We start from the raw sequence: 20,154 nt of genomic DNA on the forward strand, positions 1-20,154 counted from the left end.
GCGAGTCGTTCCACTGCCGGTTCACTCTGCCGCCGATTCACTCGGTCGGCGACTCACTCCGTCGGCGACTCACTCCGTCGCTGACTCGATCGGCTCGTGTCTCACACGATAGCCGCCGACCGTCGAGTCGACCGCGGTCGCTTCGTACAGTCGAATGTCGCGTTCGGCCTTCGTCACCACCGGAAATTCGTAGTGTCTCGCGTCGTAGCCCGGCCGTTCGTCGCGCTCGGCGACGAACGCTCGGTGTTCGCGGAGCCTGCGACGTCCCCGATCGCGGGAGAACGTGGGCGCGCGTCGGGCGTCGGCGTTGAACGACGCGACCAGGTCGGGGTCGCGCTCGACACCGACGGAGTCGCGGCCGGCGGCCATCGACGCCAGTGTGGTCGTTCCGGTCCCCCAGAACGGGTCGAGCACGCGGTCGCCGTACGTCGAGTACATACAGATCAGCCGGTACGGGAGCTCGAACGGGAACGCCGCCGACCGGTCGCGGGCGTCGCCCGCATCGAGCGCCTGGTCGACCCCGCGGAGGTCGTCCCACGTGTCCGAGAACCAGCGGTTGCGTTCCTCCCAGAAGTACGCCGACGCGTAGCGCGCGGGGTCGCCGGCGTCGAACGAGCGGCGCGACCCCTTCCGGAACACGAGCACGTGCTCGTGTTCGAGCGTGACGTAGGCGTTCGGCGGGAGCGTGCCGCTGCCCATGAACTTCGTCGGCGCGTTCGTCGGCTTGCGCCACAGCACGCCCGGCAGACGGTCCAGTCCCGCCGCGTCGAGCGCGTCCGCGACCCGGGTCGCGTTGTCCCACAGCCGGAACCGCCCGCCGATCGACCGGGTCGCGTCGCCGACGTTGACGCAGGCGACGCCGCCGGGGGCGAGCACGCGCGCGAGCTCCCCCCACGCCGGCGCGAGCGCCTCGTGCATCGCGTCGAACGCGCGCTCGGCGGCCGCCGCGGCGTCGGAGCCGCCCGATCGTGCCGCCTCGACTGCATCCCCGACCGCAGGATCGAGCCGCGCGAAGAGGTCGTCCCACTGCTCGACCATCGGGTACGGCGGCGAGGTGACGACGAGGTCGACCGACTCGTCCGGGAGCGCGAGCGCGCGGGCGTCGCCGACGCCGACGGCGTGTTCGGTCTCGAATGTCGGGTCGACACCGGGTGTGGCGGCGGCCTGGGCGGCCTCGACGCCGTCTTCCCCAGCCGCGTCCGGGTCGTCGTCGCCGCTCATCGCGTCATCGGATCGGCCCGCGTGGGGCGGGCGAATAAACCCCGGCGATCCGGTCGACGGCCGGGGGGGTCAAGAACCGGAACCGAGACCGCGTCAGCGACTACTCGGCGCAGGTGTCGAGCCACTCGCCGGCCCACGACTCCACCTCGTCGAAGACGACCGACAGCGACTCTCCCTTGTCGGTCAGCGAGTAGTACGTCGCAACGGGCGCGTCCGGCTCCATGCGCTTCTGGACGAAGTCCATCTCTCGGAGGTCGTCGAGGACCCGCGAGAGCGTCCGCGCGCTGGCGTCCGTCGAGCGCTTCAGCTCGTTGAACCGCTTCTCGCCGTCCAAGAGGTCGTGCAGCACCACGAGACGCCACTTCGACCCGACCTGTTCGAGCGCGTCGACGACGGGGCACGGCCCCGCGTCGAGCGACTCCACGGACTCCGCCGCCTGCGGCTCTTCGACTGCCATTGGGCTTTGTACACGTCCGGGAGGTATAGCAGTTCGGATTCGAACCGGGTAACGGACGACAATCACGTGTCACGATGTCAGCGGTACGGACGAGTCGGATACGTTCGTTGCAGGCGGGCCTCACTCGTCGGCGTCGACGGCCGCACGCGTCGCCTCCCAGCTCTTCAGCGAGTCACGCACCGCCGCGAGGTCCTCCGGGTCGCCGGCCTCGCGGCTGTCGACCACCGTCCAGCCCGTGTCGGGATCGTAGCCGAGGCCGTGGATCGTCTCGTCCGTCTGGACGGCGAGCGCGCGGATGTCGTCGTCATCTACCCCCAGGGGCGCGGCCTCGGTGACGCCGTCGGCGTCGCGGAGCGCCTGTAGTTCCGATGAACGGAGCGGTCGCGGCGGGAGCGAATCGAGGACTGTCACGGCGGAAGGATGGACCGGACACGGGTTCAACGATCCGACTCGAAACCGGCGATCGGGGACCACAGGGTTGCACATCGCACCCTTCGAGGAGCCGGGTGAGTACGAGACTACGGTGACGATCAACGACGCACGCACGACCAGGAGACGCTCTCCGTCGGCTGAGCGCAGGCAGATGGACTGTGATCGGACGTATGGATCACCCGTGATCGTGTTGACCGCCCGAAAGACTCATTCAGTCGGGAGGGTACCGGCAACCACACATGTCAAAGGCGACCCAAAACCACAGCAACGGTGACGGCGACGTCCTCGAAGTCGAGTTCCGACTCGAGCGATCGGCGTATCCGTTCGTCCGGGCGTCCGCGGTCGCCGACTGTACGCTTGAGCTCGCCGAGCTGGTACCACGGGGCGACGGCCGGTACGCCGAGTTCTTCAACGTGACGGGCGCGGATCCCGACCGAATCGCAGCGCTCGCGGCCGAACACGAGGGCACGGAGGTCGCGCTGGTCGAGACGTACCGCGACGGCAGCCTGTTCGAATTCCTGGTGTCCGGCGACTGTCCGGCTCGTCGGCTGGCCGAACTCGGCGCGCTCCCGCGGACGGTTCGGGGAGCCGCCGGCCGGGGCACCATCGTCGCCGAGATCCCGTCGGAGGCCGACCCCGCGGGAATCGTCGGAACGTTCCTCGAGGAGACGCCCGAGGCGACGCTGGTGTCGAAGCGAGGGAAGCGGTCGATGGGTCCGCTGCTCTCGGAGGCGACGCTGCACCGAACGCTGGAGGCGCAACTCACCGACCGACAGCGCGAGGTCCTACAGACCGCCTTCGAGGCCGGCTACTACGACTGGCCTCGCGGGTGTACCGGCGAGGCGGTCGCATCGGAACTCGGTATTTCGTCGGCGACGTTCTCGGAGCACGTCCACGCCGCCGAGCGGACGCTCATCGCGACGTTGTTCAATGAACAGTGAAGCGGGAAGCCGCGGGCCCGGTACCGAGCTTCGATCGGGCTAGGTATCCCTTCCAGTCGGTTCGACGGTCGTCCCACCGCTCGCGTGGATCGTAACGTCGCATCCGTGATAGCGGAACGTGACGTGGCCGTCCGTCGCCCGCGTTCCGGGTCCGATATCGCTCGTGAACAGACGATCCAGAGCATCTGGGTCGACCACGTCGTGGAGCGGTGGAAGACGGAGCGGGTCGGTGCCGGTCGCCTCGGCGACGGACTCGATCACGAGGCGCGACGGCTGCCGTCCCTCGCCAGTGTCGTCCCGGCCGGTCAGTTGATCTGACATTCAATGGACTCCCATATCGTCTGTCGACTGCAGACGCCATAGTTCGATTCCCTACAGTTCGAGGTACCACCCGGCTGCAGTACGCTTTGGTTACTGCGGCCACCTGCAGTCCAACTGTTCTCGGTGGTGTCCACCGAGCGTGCTCGTGCGTGACACATCACGCTCACGTCGATCCGCGCCGATTCGACAGCGAAAGCGGTGCGGGGCTGGCGACACTCCCGCCCACATTCTTCGCGTGCTTATACGGCTACAAACAAGAATAAGCTGAATACCACATTGGCGGACTCGATTCTGCTGAGAAGTTGCCTCGATAGTGACTCAGCAGTACATTGTTAGATTATTCTTGACAAGATATTCTACTCCGCCCACTACTGAACAGAGCAGCCGCTACTGAAGAGCAAACCCTGTTACGAGAACCCGGTTATCCGAACTCACGCAGGAATTCCCCCAACGCTCGTACGAATGTCTTCGCCGTGATCACTGGAGCAGATCGTACCGGCCTATCAAGAGCAACCTTGAGGAGGTAGTCTGTCAGCCGCCACAGATTGTAGATCAGCGTCGCGAACGCGAAGTTGCACAGCCGAACCCGGTAGTCCGTCGACGATGTCTTCGGCAGGAAGCTCTTGATCGACTTGTACTGATTCTCGATGTCCCACCGTCGTCTGTATTCATTGACGACGCTCGAGATCTCCGCAGGCTCCACTCGCTCCTTGTTCGTCACGAATACAGCGTACTTCCCGCTAGCATCCTCGCGTGTACTCGGCGCGTACAGGAACTCAGCTTTGTGGTGAACCTCACCGTCCACTCCAAACGGAACGTTGTGCTCCACCGCTTGCTCGGCCGTCGGGTGCTCCTGAATCCCCTCAATCGCTTCCAAGTCGTCCTCATATTTCGGGACCGGAGAGAGATACGTAAGTCCCCGATCATCGACTTCTGCGTACACGTCGTGGACGTAGAAGCCGCGGTCAAACAGCACCGTGTCCAGATCAACGAACTGCTCGGCGCTGTCGAGTAACCGACTCACCAGCTCGGCCTTCGAAGTCGACGGTGCATCGTCAGGCTCCCACGAAGAATTCTCTTTGACCGGCTCGATCCCGAGGACAATCGGTGCATGGTCACCCACCAGCGTGATAGTCGCGAACTTGTACCCGCGCTTGTATTCTTCGTCCTTCTTGTAGCCGCTCACCATCGGAGGGTAGTCCGGTTTGGGAATGTTGGCCTCCCTGTCCTCCCAAGGCCAGACGTGGAACGGAACGTGAGTGATGTCGATAGCAGCGACGGTCTCCCGAGAGTTGAACGTGTGTTCCCCGCGGATGGAGTTGATGACGTTCTCGGTTGCAGCATCGAAACAGCCCATCACCTGGTCTCGAATCAGCTCGATACCAGGCATGGTGTCGCTTCTATGAAAGTCGGAAAGCGTGCTCTGTCCGAATTCAGCTCTCGTGGTTCCGACTTTCTTGATCGCCCGGAGGAACGTTGAGTCGTGACAGGTCAGATCGTGTCCCGTGAGCCATCCATACTGGCTTTCGGAGTGGGCACTTCCGCGCGTTGCACACATGCGGGCGAACATATCGAGGATCTCTTCATCAGAGTACGTCTGGTGAGCCGCTCTGCCTGTCACGAACTCCGGAAGAACGTGTTTTCGAGCTAATCGCACGGTTTGGGTGGCCTTCTCCTTCTTGATCGATTCGGTTTTCTCGGGTGTCTCAGCTGATTCTGATGTCGAGTCTGTCGCGACAAGCGCCTCTGAAATGATGTCGTGCTCGACCGCGAGATCTTGGATTGCACGTGCGGTAGCATTGATCGTTTCTGTTGACTCGCCGAATCGAGACCAGGCATAACTGAGCGTTTGCTGTTCGGGAGCTTGGGCTGGATTGTCGACTCCAAACCCGAATCGGTGGAGAAGGGTCGGCCGTTCCTGGAGACGCTCCGCGAGCTCGTTCTGTGAGAATCCCCGCACGTGCTGGTAGAGGAATGCCCGCGTCAATTCCTCTGTCTTGAACAGAACCTTCGCTTGATCCCGGTCATCGGTCAACAGGTCAGATGGGATCGATAGCTGACCGATCACATCCCAGAGGTGGTCCTCCTGGTCGCAGAGCGCTTCTGCGTGGATGACGAGGGCTTCAGCCGCAGCGGGAGGAGACGACATAAGAATATGTTTAGTTCAAGAATAGCTGTGGAGCGAGCATTTGTTTGATTCGAACACTCTGCCATTATCTATCTTCACCTATAAGCCTTCGCGAACAAGAGTTCGATTCGAACAATGAGTGGGGACGATTCGGAGTTCGACATCGACGAGCATACGGCAGAACTCCTCCAGAAGAAGGGAACGATAGAGATCCTCGTAAGAATCGGTGAGAAGCGGACACAACGCCATACTGACCTGCGAAAGGAACTCTTGCTGAGTTCAAGTACAGTCCAACAGCGGCTCAAAGCCGGTAAACAACGAGACCTCTGGAAACAAGAACTGGAGGATAGAAACGGAGTTTCAGCGAAGGTGTATCGACTCGCCGAACTGGGGCAGGCGCTCTACGACCACGCTGTTGACGAGGATCTGAATACATTGTACCAGACCCGTCGGGAGATTATTAAAGAGATCCAAGACCGTGAGCGGCGCTTGATTCTCACGGCGTCGCCAGCCGGTGCTGATTGGGTCTCTGATATTCAAATGGAGGAACACAGTCCACACGATCTCCAAAAGTTCCTCCAACAGTTCATCGAGACCCCCTGACTTCGGATGTTATGACAATAGGCTCGTTGAAGAGTCCTCAGGATGGGACAATTCTGTCCACCGAGTTGCGACTGATTCCTGAACGTATTGCTAAGTGTCTACTGTTGTTCCCTACAGCTTCACGGCATCTCCTTCACCAAAATATCCTTATCTGAACTTGCCTAATGGCTTCGATTTCACTGATCATCGAAATGCGTAGACGTACCCGTCCCTGTCTCCGGCGATCACCACGTCGTCAACGAGTGCTGGCGACCCCGAGATATTGTTCGTTTGGGCCTGCCACCGCTGGTCTCCAGTCGCAAGATCGACTGCAAGTAAGCCGTTCGTCAACCCCATTACGACCGTTCCACCGGCGATACTCGGCGCTGCCGAGAGATCGGTCGCCGCAGGGACTTCCCACCGACGCGCTCCGGTTCGTGTATCGATTCCGACGAGCATTCGGTTCCCGAAGCTGGATCCTGCCACACCGACGACCACGTCGTCCGTGATGGCGGGCGAACAGCTCACGTGGTCGTCGCTCCCGTACGTCCATTTCACTGATCCGTCGGTCAACGAGAGCGCCTGAATACCGTCGGAGCCGACGATGTACACCGTCTCATCGCGGATCGATGGTGCCGCTACGATATACCCGGAGATCCCGTGGGTCCATACTACGTCCCCGGTGTCCACATCGAGCAGCAAAAGGTAGCCGGCTGACAACGCGACAGCGACGATGTCGTCGTGAATCACCGGTTGTCCTTGGATATCCACATCGCTGCTCTCCTCGATCAGAGACGACGCGAGTTGGGGGAGATCCACCTGCCACAGCGGAGTTCTCGTTGTGGTGTCGATCGCGCAGAACGTGTTGTCGGCGGTGCCGACGAACACACGGCCGTCCCTCGCGGCCACCTCCGCGTACATCCAGTCTCGATCGTCACCCATCGGGTGTGGCCCGAGCACGGACGGGGTGAGCGTCCATCGTTCCCGTCTCGACTCGCTGTCGATAGCGACGAGGTACTGATCGGCTGTAACGTACAATGTGTCGTCGTCGTACGTCGGTCCGTAGATATTCCACCTCGGAATATCGAAGGTCCATTCAACGGACCCACTCGTCGCATTGAGCGCATAGAGTTTGCCCTTGTTATCGCGGGTGTAGACGACCCCGTCGTGAACGATCGGACCTGTCAAGATGGAGTAATTGACTTCGGTCGCCGGCTCTTCGGGATCAACTCGGAACCGCCAGAGCAGATCAGGGCAGTCGCTCGGCCCATCGGCGTCCGGGTTGAATCCGGTGTTCCCGAGGTCGTACTGGAACGAGTGCCACGACCCCGATACGGACTTCGGCTGGGGCGCTTCGCTACCGGAGCCGTCGGTCGTCTCGGGCGTACAGTCGATATCGCCGAGTGACTGAGAGGGCCGGCGGCTCAGACATCCTGCAAGAGCTAGCGAGGAAAGTCCGGCAGTCGTAATGAGCTCGCGCCGATACATCGTATCTATCTCGTTCTTGACGCAGAGATATAGTTAGTATGTGAGCATATCCGAAACCACTCTGAATGACGTGCTGAGGCTGGTAAGAGTCCGTGCCACGTAGTGTTAATCATCGACAGGGGGCTCGTAGACGCCCCTGTCTGGCCGAATTGCAATATGTAGTTATACAATTGATGGCTTGTAGAAATCCAAACGCAGAATCTGTGCCCGCCGCCGATCCGGCGATTCCGTATCGCGATATTCAGTTTACGCTACTCGAACGCGTCCGTCGTCACCGGATCCGCGATCGCCTGTAACTCCGCGGGAGCGAGCGCGAACACCGCGTCCGGCGTCCCTGCGGCCGCCCAGATCCGGTCGTGGTCGAGCAGCGACTCGTCGAGATACGTCGGAACCGGGGAGTCGTGACCGAACGGCGGGACGCCGCCGATGCTCCAGCCCGTGGCCGCTTTCACCTCGTCGGGGTTCCCCGTCCGAACGGACTCGGCGCCGAGTTCGGCCGCGAGCGCGTCCGTGTCGACGCGGTTGTCGCCGGCGGTGAGCACGACGATCACCCCGTCGTCTGCGACGAGGACGATGCTCTTGACGATCTGTGCGACCGAGCAGCCGACGGCGTCGGCGGCATCGGCCGCGGTTTTCGTTCCCTCGGGGAACTCCTCGATATCGGGGTCGAATCCGTACTCGTCGCTGACGCGTCGTGCGAACCGTGCCGCGCTGGCGTGCATACCACCGCGGATCGCGTCGACATCCAAGTAGCTACGGGAGGCGACACCGACGCGTATGCGGTGGTTCTCAAGCGCCGGGCGGATCGTTCGCGGTCGTCGCGAGCCGTAGCGGGGCGGCGCCGGCGGCGACGTGAACCCCGGGCGCGCAGCTGGGGGAACCGGCGACGCACACGGACGGAGTTCGTTCGTCCGATTCGGCGGGCTTTAGGCCCGCATCCACGTCACGACAACCATGAGCAGCAAGGACACTCACACGCGCGAGCCGTTCCCCGCGAACGCGCCGGCGGTGGTGACGTGCGGGTTGCCGTACGCCAACGGCGACCTCCACATCGGCCACCTCCGGACGTACGTCGGCGGCGACGTGTACGCGCGAGCGCTGGAATCGCTCGGCCAGGAGACCGCGTTCGTCTGCGGGTCGGACATGCACGGCACCCCCGTCGCGGTCAACGCCGAGAAGGAGGGCACCTCGCCGGAGGAGTTCGCGCTCGCGTGGCACGCGCAGTACGAGGAGACGTTCCCGCGGTTCGACGTCGACTTCGACAACTACGGACACACGCACGACGCGACGAACACCGAGACAACCCAGGAGTTCGTCCGCACGCTGGAGGAGAACGACCACGTCTACGAGAAGGAGATCAAGGTCGCGTACGACCCCGAGGCCGAACAGTCGCTCCCGGACCGATACGTCGAGGGGACGTGCCCCTACTGCGGGGAACTCGCCCGCGGCGACGAGTGTGACGAGGGCTGCGGCCGCCACCTCGAACCCGGCGAGATCGAGGAGCCGCGCTCGACGGTCACCGGCAACCCCGCGGAGTACCGCGACCAGACACACAAGTTCTTCCGCGTCTCGGAGTTCGAGGAGTACCTCTCGGGCTTTCTCGACCGACTAGAGGGAACCGCGAACGCCCGGAATCAGCCGCGCGGGTGGCTCGAGGACGGCCTCCGCGACTGGTGTATCACCCGCGACATGGACTGGGGGATCGACTACCCCGAGATCGAGGGCGAGGAGCCGACCGACCTCGTCCTGTACGTCTGGGTCGACGCGCCCATCGAGTACGTCTCCTCGACGAAGCAGTACACCGAGCGCGTCGGTGCCGACGAGTACGACTGGCAGCGAGCGTGGCGGGAGGACGGCGAGATCGTCCACGTCATCGGGCGCGACATCATCCAGCACCACACCGTCTTCTGGCCGGCGATGCTGCGCGGCGTCGACTACACCGAACCCCGCGCGGTGATGGCCAGCGGGTTCATGACGCTCGACGGGGACGGCTTCTCCACCTCCCGAAACCGTGCGGTGTGGGCGCGCGAGTACCTCGACGAGGGCTTCCACCCGGACCTGTTGCGCTACTACCTCGCCACCAACGGCGGGTTCCAGCAGGACGTCGACTTCTCGTGGGAGAAGTTCCGCGACCGCGTCAACAACGAGCTCGTCGGCACGGTCGGGAACTTCCTCTACCGCTCGCTGCTGTTCGCCCACCGCAACTTCGAGGGGACGCCCGAGACGGAGGTCAGCGACGAGGTCACGGCCCAGATCGAGTCCGCCGTCGCCGACTTCGAGGCCGGTGTCAACGACTACTCGGTCCGACAGATCGGAAACGCGACCGTCGAGCTGGCCCGCTTCGGCAACGAGTACATCCAGCGCGAGGAGCCGTGGAACCTCGTCGGCGAGGACGACGAGGCGGCCGCGCAGGTGATCCGCGACTGCGTCCAGATCGCGAAGGCCGTCGCCGTCCTCTTCGAGCCGATCGCGCCCGGGACCAGCGAGGAGCTGTGGAGCCAGATCGGCGAGGACGGCTCAGTCCACGACGTTACTACGGACGCCGCGCTGGCGGCGCCCCCGCGCGACTTCGGCGCGCCCGCGGAGCTCTACGAGAAGATCGAAGATGAGCGCGTTGAGGAGCTCAACGCGAAGCTCGAATCGCGCGTCGCCGAGGCGGCGACCGACGAGGACGCGGGTGAAACCGAAAACGTCGAGGCCGAGGCGGACGGCGAGTCGGCCATGAGCGACATCGAACCCGTCGCCGACGACCGCATCAGCTTCGACGAGTTCCAAGATCTCGACCTCCGCATCGGGGAGATCCTGGCAGCCGAGCCCATCGAGGACTCCGACAAGCTCGTGAAGCTCACCGTCGACATCGGCGTCGAGGAGCGCCAGATCGTCGCGGGTATCAAACAGCTCCACGATGTGGACGACCTCCCGGGGACGAAGGTAGTCATCGTCGCGAACCTCGAGAAGGCCGAGCTGTTCGGCCACGAGTCCAACGGCATGCTGCTGGCCGCGGGCGAGGACGCGGACCTGCTGACGACCCACGGCGATTCGTCGGTCGGGACGAAGATCCGGTAACGCAGTCCGGAACTGCTGTTTTCTTCGCGCTCGTTCTCCGCCAGCCGCGCTGCCCGCGGCAGCTTGTGGCTGATTCTGTCTGCCGGACTGCTAGCTATGAGTAGACGAAATAAACCGTATGATGAGATATAAAATCGCTCTCCTGAAGACAGGAACGTACGTCCGAACCGCTTGGATCGCTCTGAATTGGTGTTAATTACGGATCTATAAGACGGAATACCCGGAAAGAAGATCTGCGAATGGGGGTGTGGAGGGTCGTGGTACCTCGACCCTCGGAAGGGTTATCCCTCATCCAGCCCTTGGTATATTTGTAATGGCAAACGGTAAGGTTGACTTCTTCAACGACACGGGCGGCTACGGTTTCATTTCGACTGACGACGGCGACCTCGACGACGACGAAGACGTGTTCTTCCACATGGAGGATGTCGGCGGCGAGGACCTCACGGAAGGGACTGAGGTCGAGTTCGACATCGAGTCCTCGCCCAAGGGCCCGCGCGCGGCGAACGTCGTCCGGCAGTAATACCGAGACACAACTGTCGCTCACAGCGACAGACAATAATCCGATTTTTCGGACGGTTACACGCGTGAGCTGACGCTATACCGGTACACGCTGTACGGAGCGCTCTGTACGGAGCGTTCGTGAGTCTCTGGTTCTCCCGCGACGCTGAGATTTCACAGAGAGAAGACTGGAGCGTGCTGCTACGTAGAGTTGCAGATCATTCGGCGTGGGATACCCGTTCCGTCGCAGAGTTCCCGGAACCCCCCCGGAAGTGAATTACCTCCCCTCTTTTTCGGTGCTGCCTCGTATAAAGAGGTATGAGCCAAAAGTCAACCGAACAACTCGAATACGAGTGTGCCAGTTTGCTCAAAGAGTTCGGCTTCAGCGAGTACGAAGCCTACACCTACGTCTATCTCCTTCGACTCGGGGTTGGCACCGCAAAGGACATCGCAGAGGTCGGCGACGTCCCCCGTACCCGCGTCTACGACGCGGTTGAGGCCCTCCACGAGGCTGGGTTGGTCGATATTCAACACACGTCGCCCAAGAGATTCACGCCGGTGTCACGAGAGAGCGCCCTCCGCAAACTCGACATTCAACGCGAGAACACCATCACGGAGTTGAGCGAACTGTTCGATCACCTCGAACCCGCCGACCCGCAGTCCGAGGAGTTCGGGGTGTGGACGGTCACGGGTCACGAGGCGGTCACCAGTCGACTCCTCGAATTCATCGACGACGCCGAAGACGAACTCATCTACATGACCGTCGATGAACTCCTCACCGACGAGCACCTCGACCACCTGGAGGCGGCCGAAGAGCGTGGCGTCGACATCTATCTCGCGGGGGTTTCCGACGCCGTTCAGGCCGAGATCCAAGAGCAGATCCCCTCGGCTGAACTCTTCGAGACGTTGTGGGCGTGGTCCGATGAGGGAGCCGGAAGCCTGCTCATCACCGACAAGCGAACCGCCCTCGTGAGTGTCCTTGTCGACCAGGACGCGACGGACGGTATCCACGAAACGGGCATCTGGGGGACGGGCGAGCACAACAGCCTCGTCGTGGTGCTGCGGGCCATCTTCACCTGGCGACTCAACACCCTCACATCCGGATCCGATGAATAGATCCCCTACAGAGCGTTCGTGAGTCTCTGGTTCTCCCGCGACGCTGAGAGCGCACACAGAGAGAAGACTGGAAGGAGCTGCTAGGTAGGGTTGCCTATCAATCACGAAACGCCGTTGATCGGTAGGTAACTGGATCGGACACTACGTATTGACCAATTTCGGCCCCGTAGGTCCAGTAACGTCTGCCTTCATCACGTTCATAGGGTTTGATACCAATTAACTGACGAATGGCTCGTTCGCTTGCGGTACTGGGTGATGTGCGGCGCGAGTACGACTGGAGTGAAACCGAGCCGGCTGTGGCGATCCTTGAAACGATCGCCGCTCACGAACAGAACGACGGAACAGACAAAGCGGACCTCATCGATGCCCCACTTCAAACGTATGTCGACCTCGATGCCCTCGGCACCCCCCTCGGAAACGACCGCATAGTCTCCATCGCTCTCAATGTCGCGAACTACTATGTCCGAATCGTAGGCAATACGGTCAGCGTCACGCCTGCCGAACGCTAACCGGCCATAGGTTTTCCGAGCCGATCAGAACCGTTCCGATGGTTCTCCGCTGTTGCGAGAACCCCAGCAACCGCTTGCGGAATCGAGTCTCCGTACTATCCACTTCTCGCTTATTCGGAATCAGTACTTCCGTTCGGCGAACTCGATCCGATGTCACTCACTTACTCAAAAAAAAAGTAATGAGTGAATACTGACGGGCTACTTCCGCTTGTAGGGTGTTCGACCGGTATGGAAGGTACCCAAGCTATGCGGACATTCGATGAATGTCTCGATGCCCTCGGACACGTTCAGCGTCGGAAGTTGCTGCGTGGATTGCTCGTTCACAACCCGCAGGACGACGACTCGGAGAAGATCGATCCGGACGGATCGAACGAGGAGGAAGTCGAGCGGCTCATCGGGATGAAGCACGTCCACCTCCCGAAACTGGAGGGGTACGGGTTCATCACACGGAACCGGGACACCAACGATATATCGAAGGGCCCGAACTTTGAGGAGATCCGCTCCCTGCTGGAGATGCTCGCTGCCCACGAGGACGAACTTCCCGACGGGTGGCTGTGATCCACACTCGGACCGAGACACGTAGTGTATTCACGACACTACTCACACCTACCTTAGAAGACATCTGCTGAGCGAAATATACGCAAATCAGACTTTTTGGTTTGAACAAGCAGGAACGCCGCAAAGACAGTTCGATTCAGGAAGACGGTGAGGATTCGCCGCTACTCCATACGCCCTGCCTTCATGCGACTCTGGTAAGTGCTTTGTCTTACCGTATTTACAGGACGATCCGGCGAACGCTTTTGTCTCGTGGTCCCGTTGTTCACGCAACTCATGGGGCTTTTCAACGAACTCGGGCGACGGGTCGAGGAGTTCAAGCAGACTGCGGAGAACGCAGCCGACGGGAACGAGATGTCCCAGTGTCCTGCGTGTGATGAGCGGTTCGACAGTACCCACGAGGAGTGCCCGGAGTGCGGGGAGCAGCCGGTCGGGTCGACGGGAACAAAGGAGTAGTTGCGGCCTCCGTCTCTACTGATTTTCGACGGACCGTTCCGAACGGACCCTGATACTACCCTCGACAGCTACGCGATCACGAATCGAACGTGGATATCATCCGGGGAGACCGCAACGAGCCCGTTGGCGTCGTCGATCACCTCGACTCCGATATCGACGAGCGACTGGCGGACCGCTTCGAGCGTGTCCCCGTCGGGAACGACCACCGCAAACTCGGCGAGCCCTCGACCGGACGCCGGCTCGCTGCGTCGGTTCCAGGTGTTGAGGCCGACGTGGTGGTGATAGCCGCCGGCGGCGACGAACAGGGCGTCTGATTCCCAACGCTGGCGAACGTCGAACCCCGCGGCGTCGACGTAGAACGCCTCGGCAGCACCGAGGTCGGTAACCTCCAGGTGGACGTGGCCGACAGTCATGCCGGCGGGAGCGGGGTCGCCGGCGGCGTCCGCGTCGCCCGCACGGTCGGCGAGGAGCGCGTCCACGTCGAGCGGCAGCGTATCCATCCGCACCTCGCCGTCCGCTTCCGGCCACTCCTCGCGCGGGCGATCGCGGTACAGTTCGACGCCGTTCCCCTCGGGGTCGCGCAGATACAGCGCCTCGCTGACGCGGTGGTCGGAGGCACCGGTGAGCCGTGCGCCGACGTCGCGGATCCGTGCGAGCGCGTCGCCGAGCGCTCTCCGCGACGGAAACAGGAAGGCCGTGTGAAACAGTCCTGCGGCGTTTGGGGGCCGAGGGGCGGCGTCGGGGTCCTCCTCAAGGACGAGCAGAGGGGCTGCGACGGGAGCGCCGGCGGAGTCGCCGTCAGCGACAGCGTCGGCACCGTTGCCGAGAACCGCACGGCCGTCGCCCCGCTCGTGAACGCGGAGGCCCACGACATCGCGGTAAAACGGGAGCACGGCGTCGAGATCGGAAACGGTGAGGGTGACGCGACCGAGCCGCGTCTCCGCGGGAAGTGAACGCGTTGACATGGCAGATATACTCGACACGCTGATAAAATCGTGGCGTCGGGAGCGGTTCGATCCGCTGTCTGCGTCACGACAGCCGGATCGCGCCGGCAGGTCACTCGGGCAGCCACGACGCCCGCTGGGCGAGCACCAGTCCGACCAGCAGCACCACCAGTCCGACCGCGGCGGCGCCGAAGACGGTGTCGTACGCGACGCCGGCGCCGCGGAGCGATCCAACGACCGAGGAGCCGGTCGCTTGAACGATCATCATCGACGCGGAGTAGACGGCGTACGCCGACCCACGGGTCGCGTCCGGCAGCGTGTCGAGGAGATAGGTGTCCATCGCCGGGAACAACGAGTGGATGACGTAGCCCGTGACCGCCGAGACGACGAGCAGCGGCACGAGCCCGGAGACCGACACCAGCGCGAACAGGCACACGATGAACGCCGCGAGGACGCTCAGCAGGTACGGAACGTGCGGGAACCGGTCGGCGAGTCGCCCGGAGATCAGGAACGCCGGGACGCCTGCGCCGAAGACGACGGTGAGCGCGTTGCGGGCGACGTTCGGCGCGAGCCCCTTGTCGAGCATGTAGAGCTCGTAGAAGTTGAACACGCCCTGCCAGACGAACCCGGTGATCCCGAGGATCAATACCCCGGTGACGATCGTCCGCCACTCCGACCGCGCCGCGCCGAGCAGGTCGCGGTCGCCGGCGCCGGCGTCGGGGAGGTCGGCGCCGCGGGCGGCGACGAACACCGCGCCGGTGACGGTCGCCGCCGCGACGGCCAGCACCGCGAAGACGGCGCGCCACCCCGCGGCCGCCTCGATCCCGAGGCCGAGCGCGACCGTGACGAACGGCGCGGCGGCGACGGCGGCCAACTGGCTGGCGGTGCCGTGGATCCCCATGACCCGCCCGACCGTTTCGGGGAACAGCTCCGAGACGAGCGGGTTGCCAGCGATGAAGTAGACGCCGGAGGCCAGGCCCATACCGACCGCGGCGATCATCAGCACGTCGATTCCGGGGGCGAACGCCGCGAACGTCGACGCCAGCGTGAGGACGACCCCGGCGGCGAGGACGACGTGGTAGCGGGGGACTCGGGTGAGCAGCCACCCGGTCGGGAGCCTGGGGGCGGCGCTGCCGACCCACACGAGCGTGACGAGCAGTCCCGCGGTCGCCTCGCCGATCCCGAAGGTATCGATGAACTCCGACAGCAACGGCGCGAACACGACCCGCGCCATATTGACGAGGAACACCGCCCCGCACAGTGTTCCGAACAGCCGTCCCCGTGACACGGTCGAACGGTTCGGGCGTCGAGGGTCAAGCCTTCCGACTCGCCACCAGCGTGGGCACGACTCGCACGCGCCGCCGGACGGCGTGGTCGTACGCAACGCCGTGCTTTTGAGGCCCCCACGCCAATTCACGGGTATGAAATCGACCCGGAAGGGGCTCCGCGAGGGAGAGTTGGAGAAGGACAACTACGAGCGGCTGGTGTGTTCCGACTGCGGCCAGTCACTCGCGAAGAAGAACCCGCCGGAGGAAGTGTACTCCGTGCGAACCTGTCCGGACTGCGGCCGCGAGTGGAAGGAACTGCGCTGACTCCGGCCGATCTCCGATCGCGACGACGACCGATCTAGCCCCTCCGCGATCCGTTCTCCGGTTCTTGCCTCCGTTTCTAGTGCCCTGCTACTCGAACACCGAGTCGAACGCCGACGCGCCCAGCGGGTCGAACGTCCCCGCGGCGACGCTCTCGCGGACGTGTTCGACTCGACTGCAGCCGACGAGCGCCGCGGTCACCGCGGGCGCCGACCGCGCGAAGTTCAGCGCCCGCTGGGCCGGCGAGTCCCCGGCCAACTGGGCTTCGACGGACTCGGGGATCGATCCCTCCTTCGCCAGGTCGCCCTGGCCGAGGCTGGCGGCGGCGAACACTGACAGCCCCTCGCGGTGACAGAACTCCAGCGCGCTCACCGGACCGTCCTCGGCGTCGGCGTCGTGCCGTTCGCGGGTGAACGCGTCCGCCATCCGTACGTTGAACGGGAGCTGTACCGCCCGGAGGCCGTGGTCGTCGAGGCCGGCCCGATCGGCGGCGGCCTCGGCGCGGGCGAGTACCGCCGCCAGATCGAGGGCTGCGTCGTGGTCGGCCGGGACGCGGAACGCCTCCCAGCTGGCGACGCCGTACCCGCCGATGTCGCCGGCGGCGCGTCGGCGTTCGAGCGCCTCGAACGCGGCGCCGAGCTGGTCGTAGACGGCCTCACGCCCGCGACCCGCGAGCTGGGTCTCGGGGTTGTGGACGTAGTAGCAGTCGATCGAGTCGACGCCGAGCGCGTCCAGCGATCGGTCGAGCATCGCGTTCAGGAACTCCGGGGCGATGCAGTGGCTTCCGTGGGCGAGATCCGCCGGGTCGACGAGGCCGGTGTCGACGAACCGCTCGCGGACGTACTCGCTCGGATCGTCGGGACGTTCCCCCTCGAACGGGAGAAAGCCCGCCTTGCTCGCGACGACGACGCGGTCGCGGTCGACGGTCGAATCGCGAAGCGCCTCCCCGACGACGCGCTCGGAGCGCCCGCAGCGGTAGTTACTCGCGGTGTCGACGAGGTTGATCCCGGATTCCAGTCCCGCAACCAGCGCCTCGCGATAGCGATCGTCGACCGCGTCGGTTGGGTCGCCCAGGTACGTGCCGAGGCCGACGCTGGAGACGACGCCGGGGCCGAACCGGCGAAAGTAGGTGCGACCGAAGCGGTCGCCGAAGCGGTCGCGGTACGCCCACGTCCCGCTGGAGGTTGCCATGTCGGTCGGTTCGGGATGAACGAGAAAAGGGCTGCCGCTGTCGGATGGACACTCACAGTCGCTCCCGTCCTCGCGTCCGCCGTCTACCGCTCCTCGTCTACCGCTCCCCGTCCATCGCGTCGAACAGCCAGTCGATCAGCTCATCCCGCCCGAAGACGGGGACGTCCTCGCTCCCGTCGACGGTGACCTGTGGGCCGATCTGGCCGCCGCCCATCCGGGCGTGCCCGCCAGCGGAGGCATCGTTCACGTCGCTGACGGCTGCCTCTAACGCCCGGCCCATGTGGACGCGGTCGTCGCGCGAGCGCCCGGAGAGGTGGATCGTGCCCTCCCGCTCGCCGAGGACGACGACCGCCGTCACCCCTTCGAGGCCGACGAGTTCGTCGGCCGCCTGCGGGATGGCGTCGACGTTGGAGACGCGTCCCACGTCGCTGATGGCGAAGGAACCGCGGACCTCGCGGCCGGCGATGGCGCGCGCTTTCACGTCGAGCGCCTCGGTGCTGACGGCCGGGTCCGCGATCCGTTCGAGGGTGTCCTCGTCGACGCCGGGCTGGAGGTACGCCCCCGCGGCGAAGTCAGCCGCGGACGCCCCTCTGGTCAGTCGGTTCGTGTCGGAGATGATGCCGTACAGCAGACCGGTCGCCGTCCGTGTCGAGAGGGTCGCCCCGGTCACCTCCGTCTCGTGGGCGTCCGGCGGGATCGGCGTCGCGCCGGTGTCACGGAAGTACTCCGCGAGAATGCTCGCGGATGCGCCGTAGTCGGTGCGAACGTCGGTGTACGCCTCGCCGCCTCCCTCTCCGGGGTGGTGGTCGACGACAGCGAACGGAAGCACGCCGTCGGCGCCCGCGAACCCGCGCGGGGCGTTGTGGTCGACGAGGACGACCGCCTCGGCGGCCAGGTCCGAGACGTGGTCGATCCGGTCCAGCTCCACGTCGAGGACGGTCCGGAACGCGCGGTTCTCCTGGCGGCGTACCTGGCCAGTGTACTGGATGATCGCGTCGGTATCGACGCTCTCGGCGAGTTCGGCGACGGCGATGCCGGCGGCCATCGCGTCCCCGTCCGGATTCGGGTGCAAGAGCACGCTGATCGACTCTCGGCCGGCCAGCAGCGCTCGGAACTGCTCCCCCGGCGCCCGACGAAGTCGTCGGTACAGCGCCAGCGCGGCGACGAGCGCGAGAGCGCCGCCAGCGATGGCGACCACCAGCCGTGGATTGGCGGCCAGCGCGTCCCATCCCGCCTGGATGGCTCGCGTGCTCACCTGTGCCATGGCGGCGCTATTCGGGCCCATCATATGAAGGTACTAGTCGCTTACTGCCCGCGGTACGCCGCGATCGCCGCCCGATATCCGCTCCGATACGTGGGATACGTGAACTCGTATCCGAGCGCTCGGAGGCGATCGTTCGAACACCGCTTGCTCGTGCGGATCCGGCGCTCGGCCGCCGTCGAGAGGTCGCCCCCGGCAATTCGTTCCCTCTTGGTACGCGTTTCCGGGCGCTCGACGCCGCACTCGTCGGCGAGCCAGTCGGCGAACGTCCACTTGTCGGCGGGCTCGTCGTCGACGACGAGGACGACCTCGTCGCGCGCGAGGTCCTCCGAAAGCAGAAATCGCACCACGCCCGCGGCGTCGTCGCGGTGGACCATGTTCAGATACCCCGCGGTCACCGGTCCCTCCAGGTACCGCTCCAGTCGATAGCGGTCCGGGCCGTACAGTCCGGCGAACCGGGCGACGGTGCCGTCGATGCCGACCGCGGCCGCCTCCTCGCGGGCGACGCGCTCGGCCTCGACGAGCACGCGGGTCTTGTCCGTGGTCGGGTCCAGCGGTGTCTCCTCGTCGACCCAATCGCCACCGTGATCGCCGTACACCCCGGTGCTGGAGGTGTACACGAGTCGATCCGGCGAAGATTCGCGAGCCCCGTACTCGCGGATCACGTTCCGCAGCCCCTCGACGTACACCGCGCGGGCGGCGTCGGCGCCGCGGCCGCCGGAGCTGGCGGCGAACACGACGGCCTCCGTGTCGGGGAGCCCCACGAGCGAGTCGGGATCGGTCGCGTCGGCGGCGACGGCCGTCGCGCCGAGCGCCTCGACGGCGTCCAGCCCCGACTGTGACCGACGAACGCCGACGACCGCGTGGCCGTCCGCGAGCAGTTGGCTTGCGAGTTCGAGACCGACGTAGCCACAGCCAACGATCGTGACGTGCATGCGCGTGTCCTCGTCGTGGTTACGGCGTTCGCTCGATCATGAGTGCTTGGATCTCGGCCAACTCGCCGAGCGTGAGCCGGGTTCGACCTTCGAGTGCCTGTTGGACCTCCTGTCCGGTGAGGTCAGCGTCGATCTCGGCGGCGATCGTGTCCACGTCGAGGATGGCGGTCACCATCTCCATCATCAGGTGGTCGCGCACCTCGTACGCGATGTCGTCCGCGGGAACGCCCTCGTGGCGTTCGAGGACGGCCGCGGCGTCCGAGAGTCGGACCGTCGCGAGCGCGTCGGCGTCGCCGGCGGCCATCGCGTCGACGACCGACTCGTCGACGCCGGTCTCGTCGGCAACCGCGACCGGGTCGGCGCCGTCGAGTGCCGCCGCCAACTCCGCCGCGTACGCCTCGAGCAGGTCCCTCGGTGTCGCCCCGTCCGGGTCCGCGAGGGCGTCGTAGAGCATACCCTCCCTC

22 protein-coding genes are annotated in these 20,154 nt (G+C 64.5%); 9 read left to right on the forward strand and 13 right to left on the reverse strand.

Going from position 1 to position 20,154, the window contains the following annotated elements:
* Positions 1-69: 69 nt before the first annotated feature.
* The 3 genes from ABJD39_RS01085 to ABJD39_RS01095 form a co-directional block, all read right to left on the reverse strand.
* Entirely contained in the window at positions 70-1,221 is a 1,152-nt protein-coding gene (locus tag ABJD39_RS01085) for a DNA-methyltransferase (protein WP_348610989.1), read from the reverse strand.
* Positions 1,222-1,321: 100 nt separating this feature from the next.
* The gene (locus tag ABJD39_RS01090; RefSeq protein ID WP_348610992.1) at positions 1,322-1,678 is read right to left on the reverse strand and encodes a winged helix-turn-helix transcriptional regulator; all 357 of its coding nucleotides are present in this window, start codon (positions 1,676-1,678) and stop codon (positions 1,322-1,324) included.
* Positions 1,679-1,798: 120 nt separating this feature from the next.
* The gene (locus ABJD39_RS01095) at positions 1,799-2,089 is read right to left on the reverse strand and encodes a hypothetical protein (RefSeq protein ID WP_348610995.1); all 291 of its coding nucleotides are present in this window, start codon (positions 2,087-2,089) and stop codon (positions 1,799-1,801) included.
* Positions 2,090-2,349: 260 nt separating this feature from the next.
* Between ABJD39_RS01095 and ABJD39_RS01100 the strand changes: the two genes are divergently transcribed.
* Positions 2,350-3,051, forward strand: coding sequence for a helix-turn-helix domain-containing protein (locus tag ABJD39_RS01100; protein WP_348610998.1), 702 nt, complete (start codon positions 2,350-2,352; stop codon positions 3,049-3,051).
* Between the two features lie 39 nt (positions 3,052-3,090).
* On the opposite strand, the gene ABJD39_RS01105 is transcribed toward ABJD39_RS01100, so the two are convergent.
* Both ABJD39_RS01105 and ABJD39_RS01110 read right to left on the reverse strand, forming a co-directional pair.
* Complete coding sequence (locus ABJD39_RS01105; RefSeq protein ID WP_348611001.1) at positions 3,091-3,372, reverse strand: HalOD1 output domain-containing protein; 282 nt, start codon at positions 3,370-3,372, stop codon at positions 3,091-3,093.
* 421 nt (positions 3,373-3,793) lie between these two features.
* On the reverse strand, positions 3,794-5,521 hold the full coding sequence (locus ABJD39_RS01110; RefSeq protein WP_348611004.1) for a transposase: 1,728 nt from the start codon (positions 5,519-5,521) through the stop codon (positions 3,794-3,796).
* A 114-nt stretch (positions 5,522-5,635) separates the two neighbouring features.
* Here ABJD39_RS01110 and ABJD39_RS01115 point away from each other — a divergent pair, with 114 nt between their 5' ends.
* Positions 5,636-6,103, forward strand: a complete 468-nt coding sequence (locus ABJD39_RS01115) for a hypothetical protein (RefSeq protein WP_348611007.1) — start codon at positions 5,636-5,638, stop codon at positions 6,101-6,103.
* Between the two features lie 183 nt (positions 6,104-6,286).
* On the opposite strand, the gene ABJD39_RS01120 is transcribed toward ABJD39_RS01115, so the two are convergent.
* Both ABJD39_RS01120 and ABJD39_RS01125 read right to left on the reverse strand, forming a co-directional pair.
* The gene (locus ABJD39_RS01120) at positions 6,287-7,570 is read right to left on the reverse strand and encodes a PQQ-binding-like beta-propeller repeat protein (RefSeq protein ID WP_348611010.1); all 1,284 of its coding nucleotides are present in this window, start codon (positions 7,568-7,570) and stop codon (positions 6,287-6,289) included.
* Between the two features lie 251 nt (positions 7,571-7,821).
* Positions 7,822-8,292: a YbaK/EbsC family protein gene (locus tag ABJD39_RS01125; RefSeq protein WP_348611013.1), complete on the reverse strand. Its 471-nt coding sequence runs from the start codon at positions 8,290-8,292 to the stop codon at positions 7,822-7,824.
* A 232-nt stretch (positions 8,293-8,524) separates the two neighbouring features.
* Between ABJD39_RS01125 and metG the strand changes: the two genes are divergently transcribed.
* From metG to ABJD39_RS01155, 6 genes are all read left to right on the forward strand, one after another.
* Complete coding sequence (gene metG / locus ABJD39_RS01130) at positions 8,525-10,636, forward strand: methionine--tRNA ligase (protein WP_348611016.1); 2,112 nt, start codon at positions 8,525-8,527, stop codon at positions 10,634-10,636.
* A 313-nt stretch (positions 10,637-10,949) separates the two neighbouring features.
* Positions 10,950-11,156: a cold-shock protein gene (locus ABJD39_RS01135; protein ID WP_008418277.1), complete on the forward strand. Its 207-nt coding sequence runs from the start codon at positions 10,950-10,952 to the stop codon at positions 11,154-11,156.
* Positions 11,157-11,452: 296 nt separating this feature from the next.
* The gene (locus tag ABJD39_RS01140; RefSeq protein WP_348611021.1) at positions 11,453-12,250 is read left to right on the forward strand and encodes a TrmB family transcriptional regulator; all 798 of its coding nucleotides are present in this window, start codon (positions 11,453-11,455) and stop codon (positions 12,248-12,250) included.
* A 227-nt stretch (positions 12,251-12,477) separates the two neighbouring features.
* Entirely contained in the window at positions 12,478-12,759 is a 282-nt protein-coding gene (locus tag ABJD39_RS01145; protein WP_348611024.1) for a hypothetical protein, read from the forward strand.
* A gap of 246 nt (positions 12,760-13,005) precedes the next feature.
* Complete coding sequence (locus ABJD39_RS01150; RefSeq protein WP_348611027.1) at positions 13,006-13,317, forward strand: ArsR family transcriptional regulator; 312 nt, start codon at positions 13,006-13,008, stop codon at positions 13,315-13,317.
* 273 nt (positions 13,318-13,590) lie between these two features.
* Positions 13,591-13,770, forward strand: a complete 180-nt coding sequence (locus ABJD39_RS01155; protein WP_348611030.1) for a hypothetical protein — start codon at positions 13,591-13,593, stop codon at positions 13,768-13,770.
* A 68-nt stretch (positions 13,771-13,838) separates the two neighbouring features.
* Here ABJD39_RS01155 and ABJD39_RS01160 read toward each other — a convergent pair whose 3' ends face one another.
* Positions 13,839-14,735, reverse strand: coding sequence for a VOC family protein (locus ABJD39_RS01160; RefSeq protein WP_348611033.1), 897 nt, complete (start codon positions 14,733-14,735; stop codon positions 13,839-13,841).
* A gap of 91 nt (positions 14,736-14,826) precedes the next feature.
* Entirely contained in the window at positions 14,827-15,948 is a 1,122-nt protein-coding gene (locus ABJD39_RS01165) for an MFS transporter (protein WP_348613678.1), read from the reverse strand.
* Positions 15,949-16,135: 187 nt separating this feature from the next.
* Between ABJD39_RS01165 and ABJD39_RS01170 the strand changes: the two genes are divergently transcribed.
* Positions 16,136-16,306 (forward strand): HVO_0758 family zinc finger protein, encoded by a 171-nt coding sequence (locus ABJD39_RS01170; protein WP_348611036.1) that lies wholly within the window; start codon positions 16,136-16,138, stop codon positions 16,304-16,306.
* An 87-nt stretch (positions 16,307-16,393) separates the two neighbouring features.
* Here ABJD39_RS01170 and ABJD39_RS01175 read toward each other — a convergent pair whose 3' ends face one another.
* From ABJD39_RS01175 to ABJD39_RS01190, 4 genes are all read right to left on the reverse strand, one after another.
* Entirely contained in the window at positions 16,394-17,494 is a 1,101-nt protein-coding gene (locus ABJD39_RS01175; RefSeq protein WP_348611038.1) for an aldo/keto reductase, read from the reverse strand.
* A 97-nt stretch (positions 17,495-17,591) separates the two neighbouring features.
* A complete protein-coding gene (locus ABJD39_RS01180; RefSeq protein ID WP_348611041.1) occupies positions 17,592-18,758 on the reverse strand; it encodes a DHH family phosphoesterase in 1,167 nt (388 codons plus the stop codon).
* Positions 18,759-18,799: 41 nt separating this feature from the next.
* Entirely contained in the window at positions 18,800-19,690 is an 891-nt protein-coding gene (locus tag ABJD39_RS01185; protein ID WP_348611044.1) for an SDR family oxidoreductase, read from the reverse strand.
* Between the two features lie 19 nt (positions 19,691-19,709).
* Entirely contained in the window at positions 19,710-20,144 is a 435-nt protein-coding gene (locus tag ABJD39_RS01190) for a DUF5791 family protein (RefSeq protein WP_348611047.1), read from the reverse strand.
* Positions 20,145-20,154 lie beyond the last annotated feature (10 nt).

The organism is Halobaculum rarum, from assembly GCF_040025155.1.
Classification (GTDB): domain Archaea; phylum Halobacteriota; class Halobacteria; order Halobacteriales; family Haloferacaceae; genus Halobaculum; species Halobaculum rarum.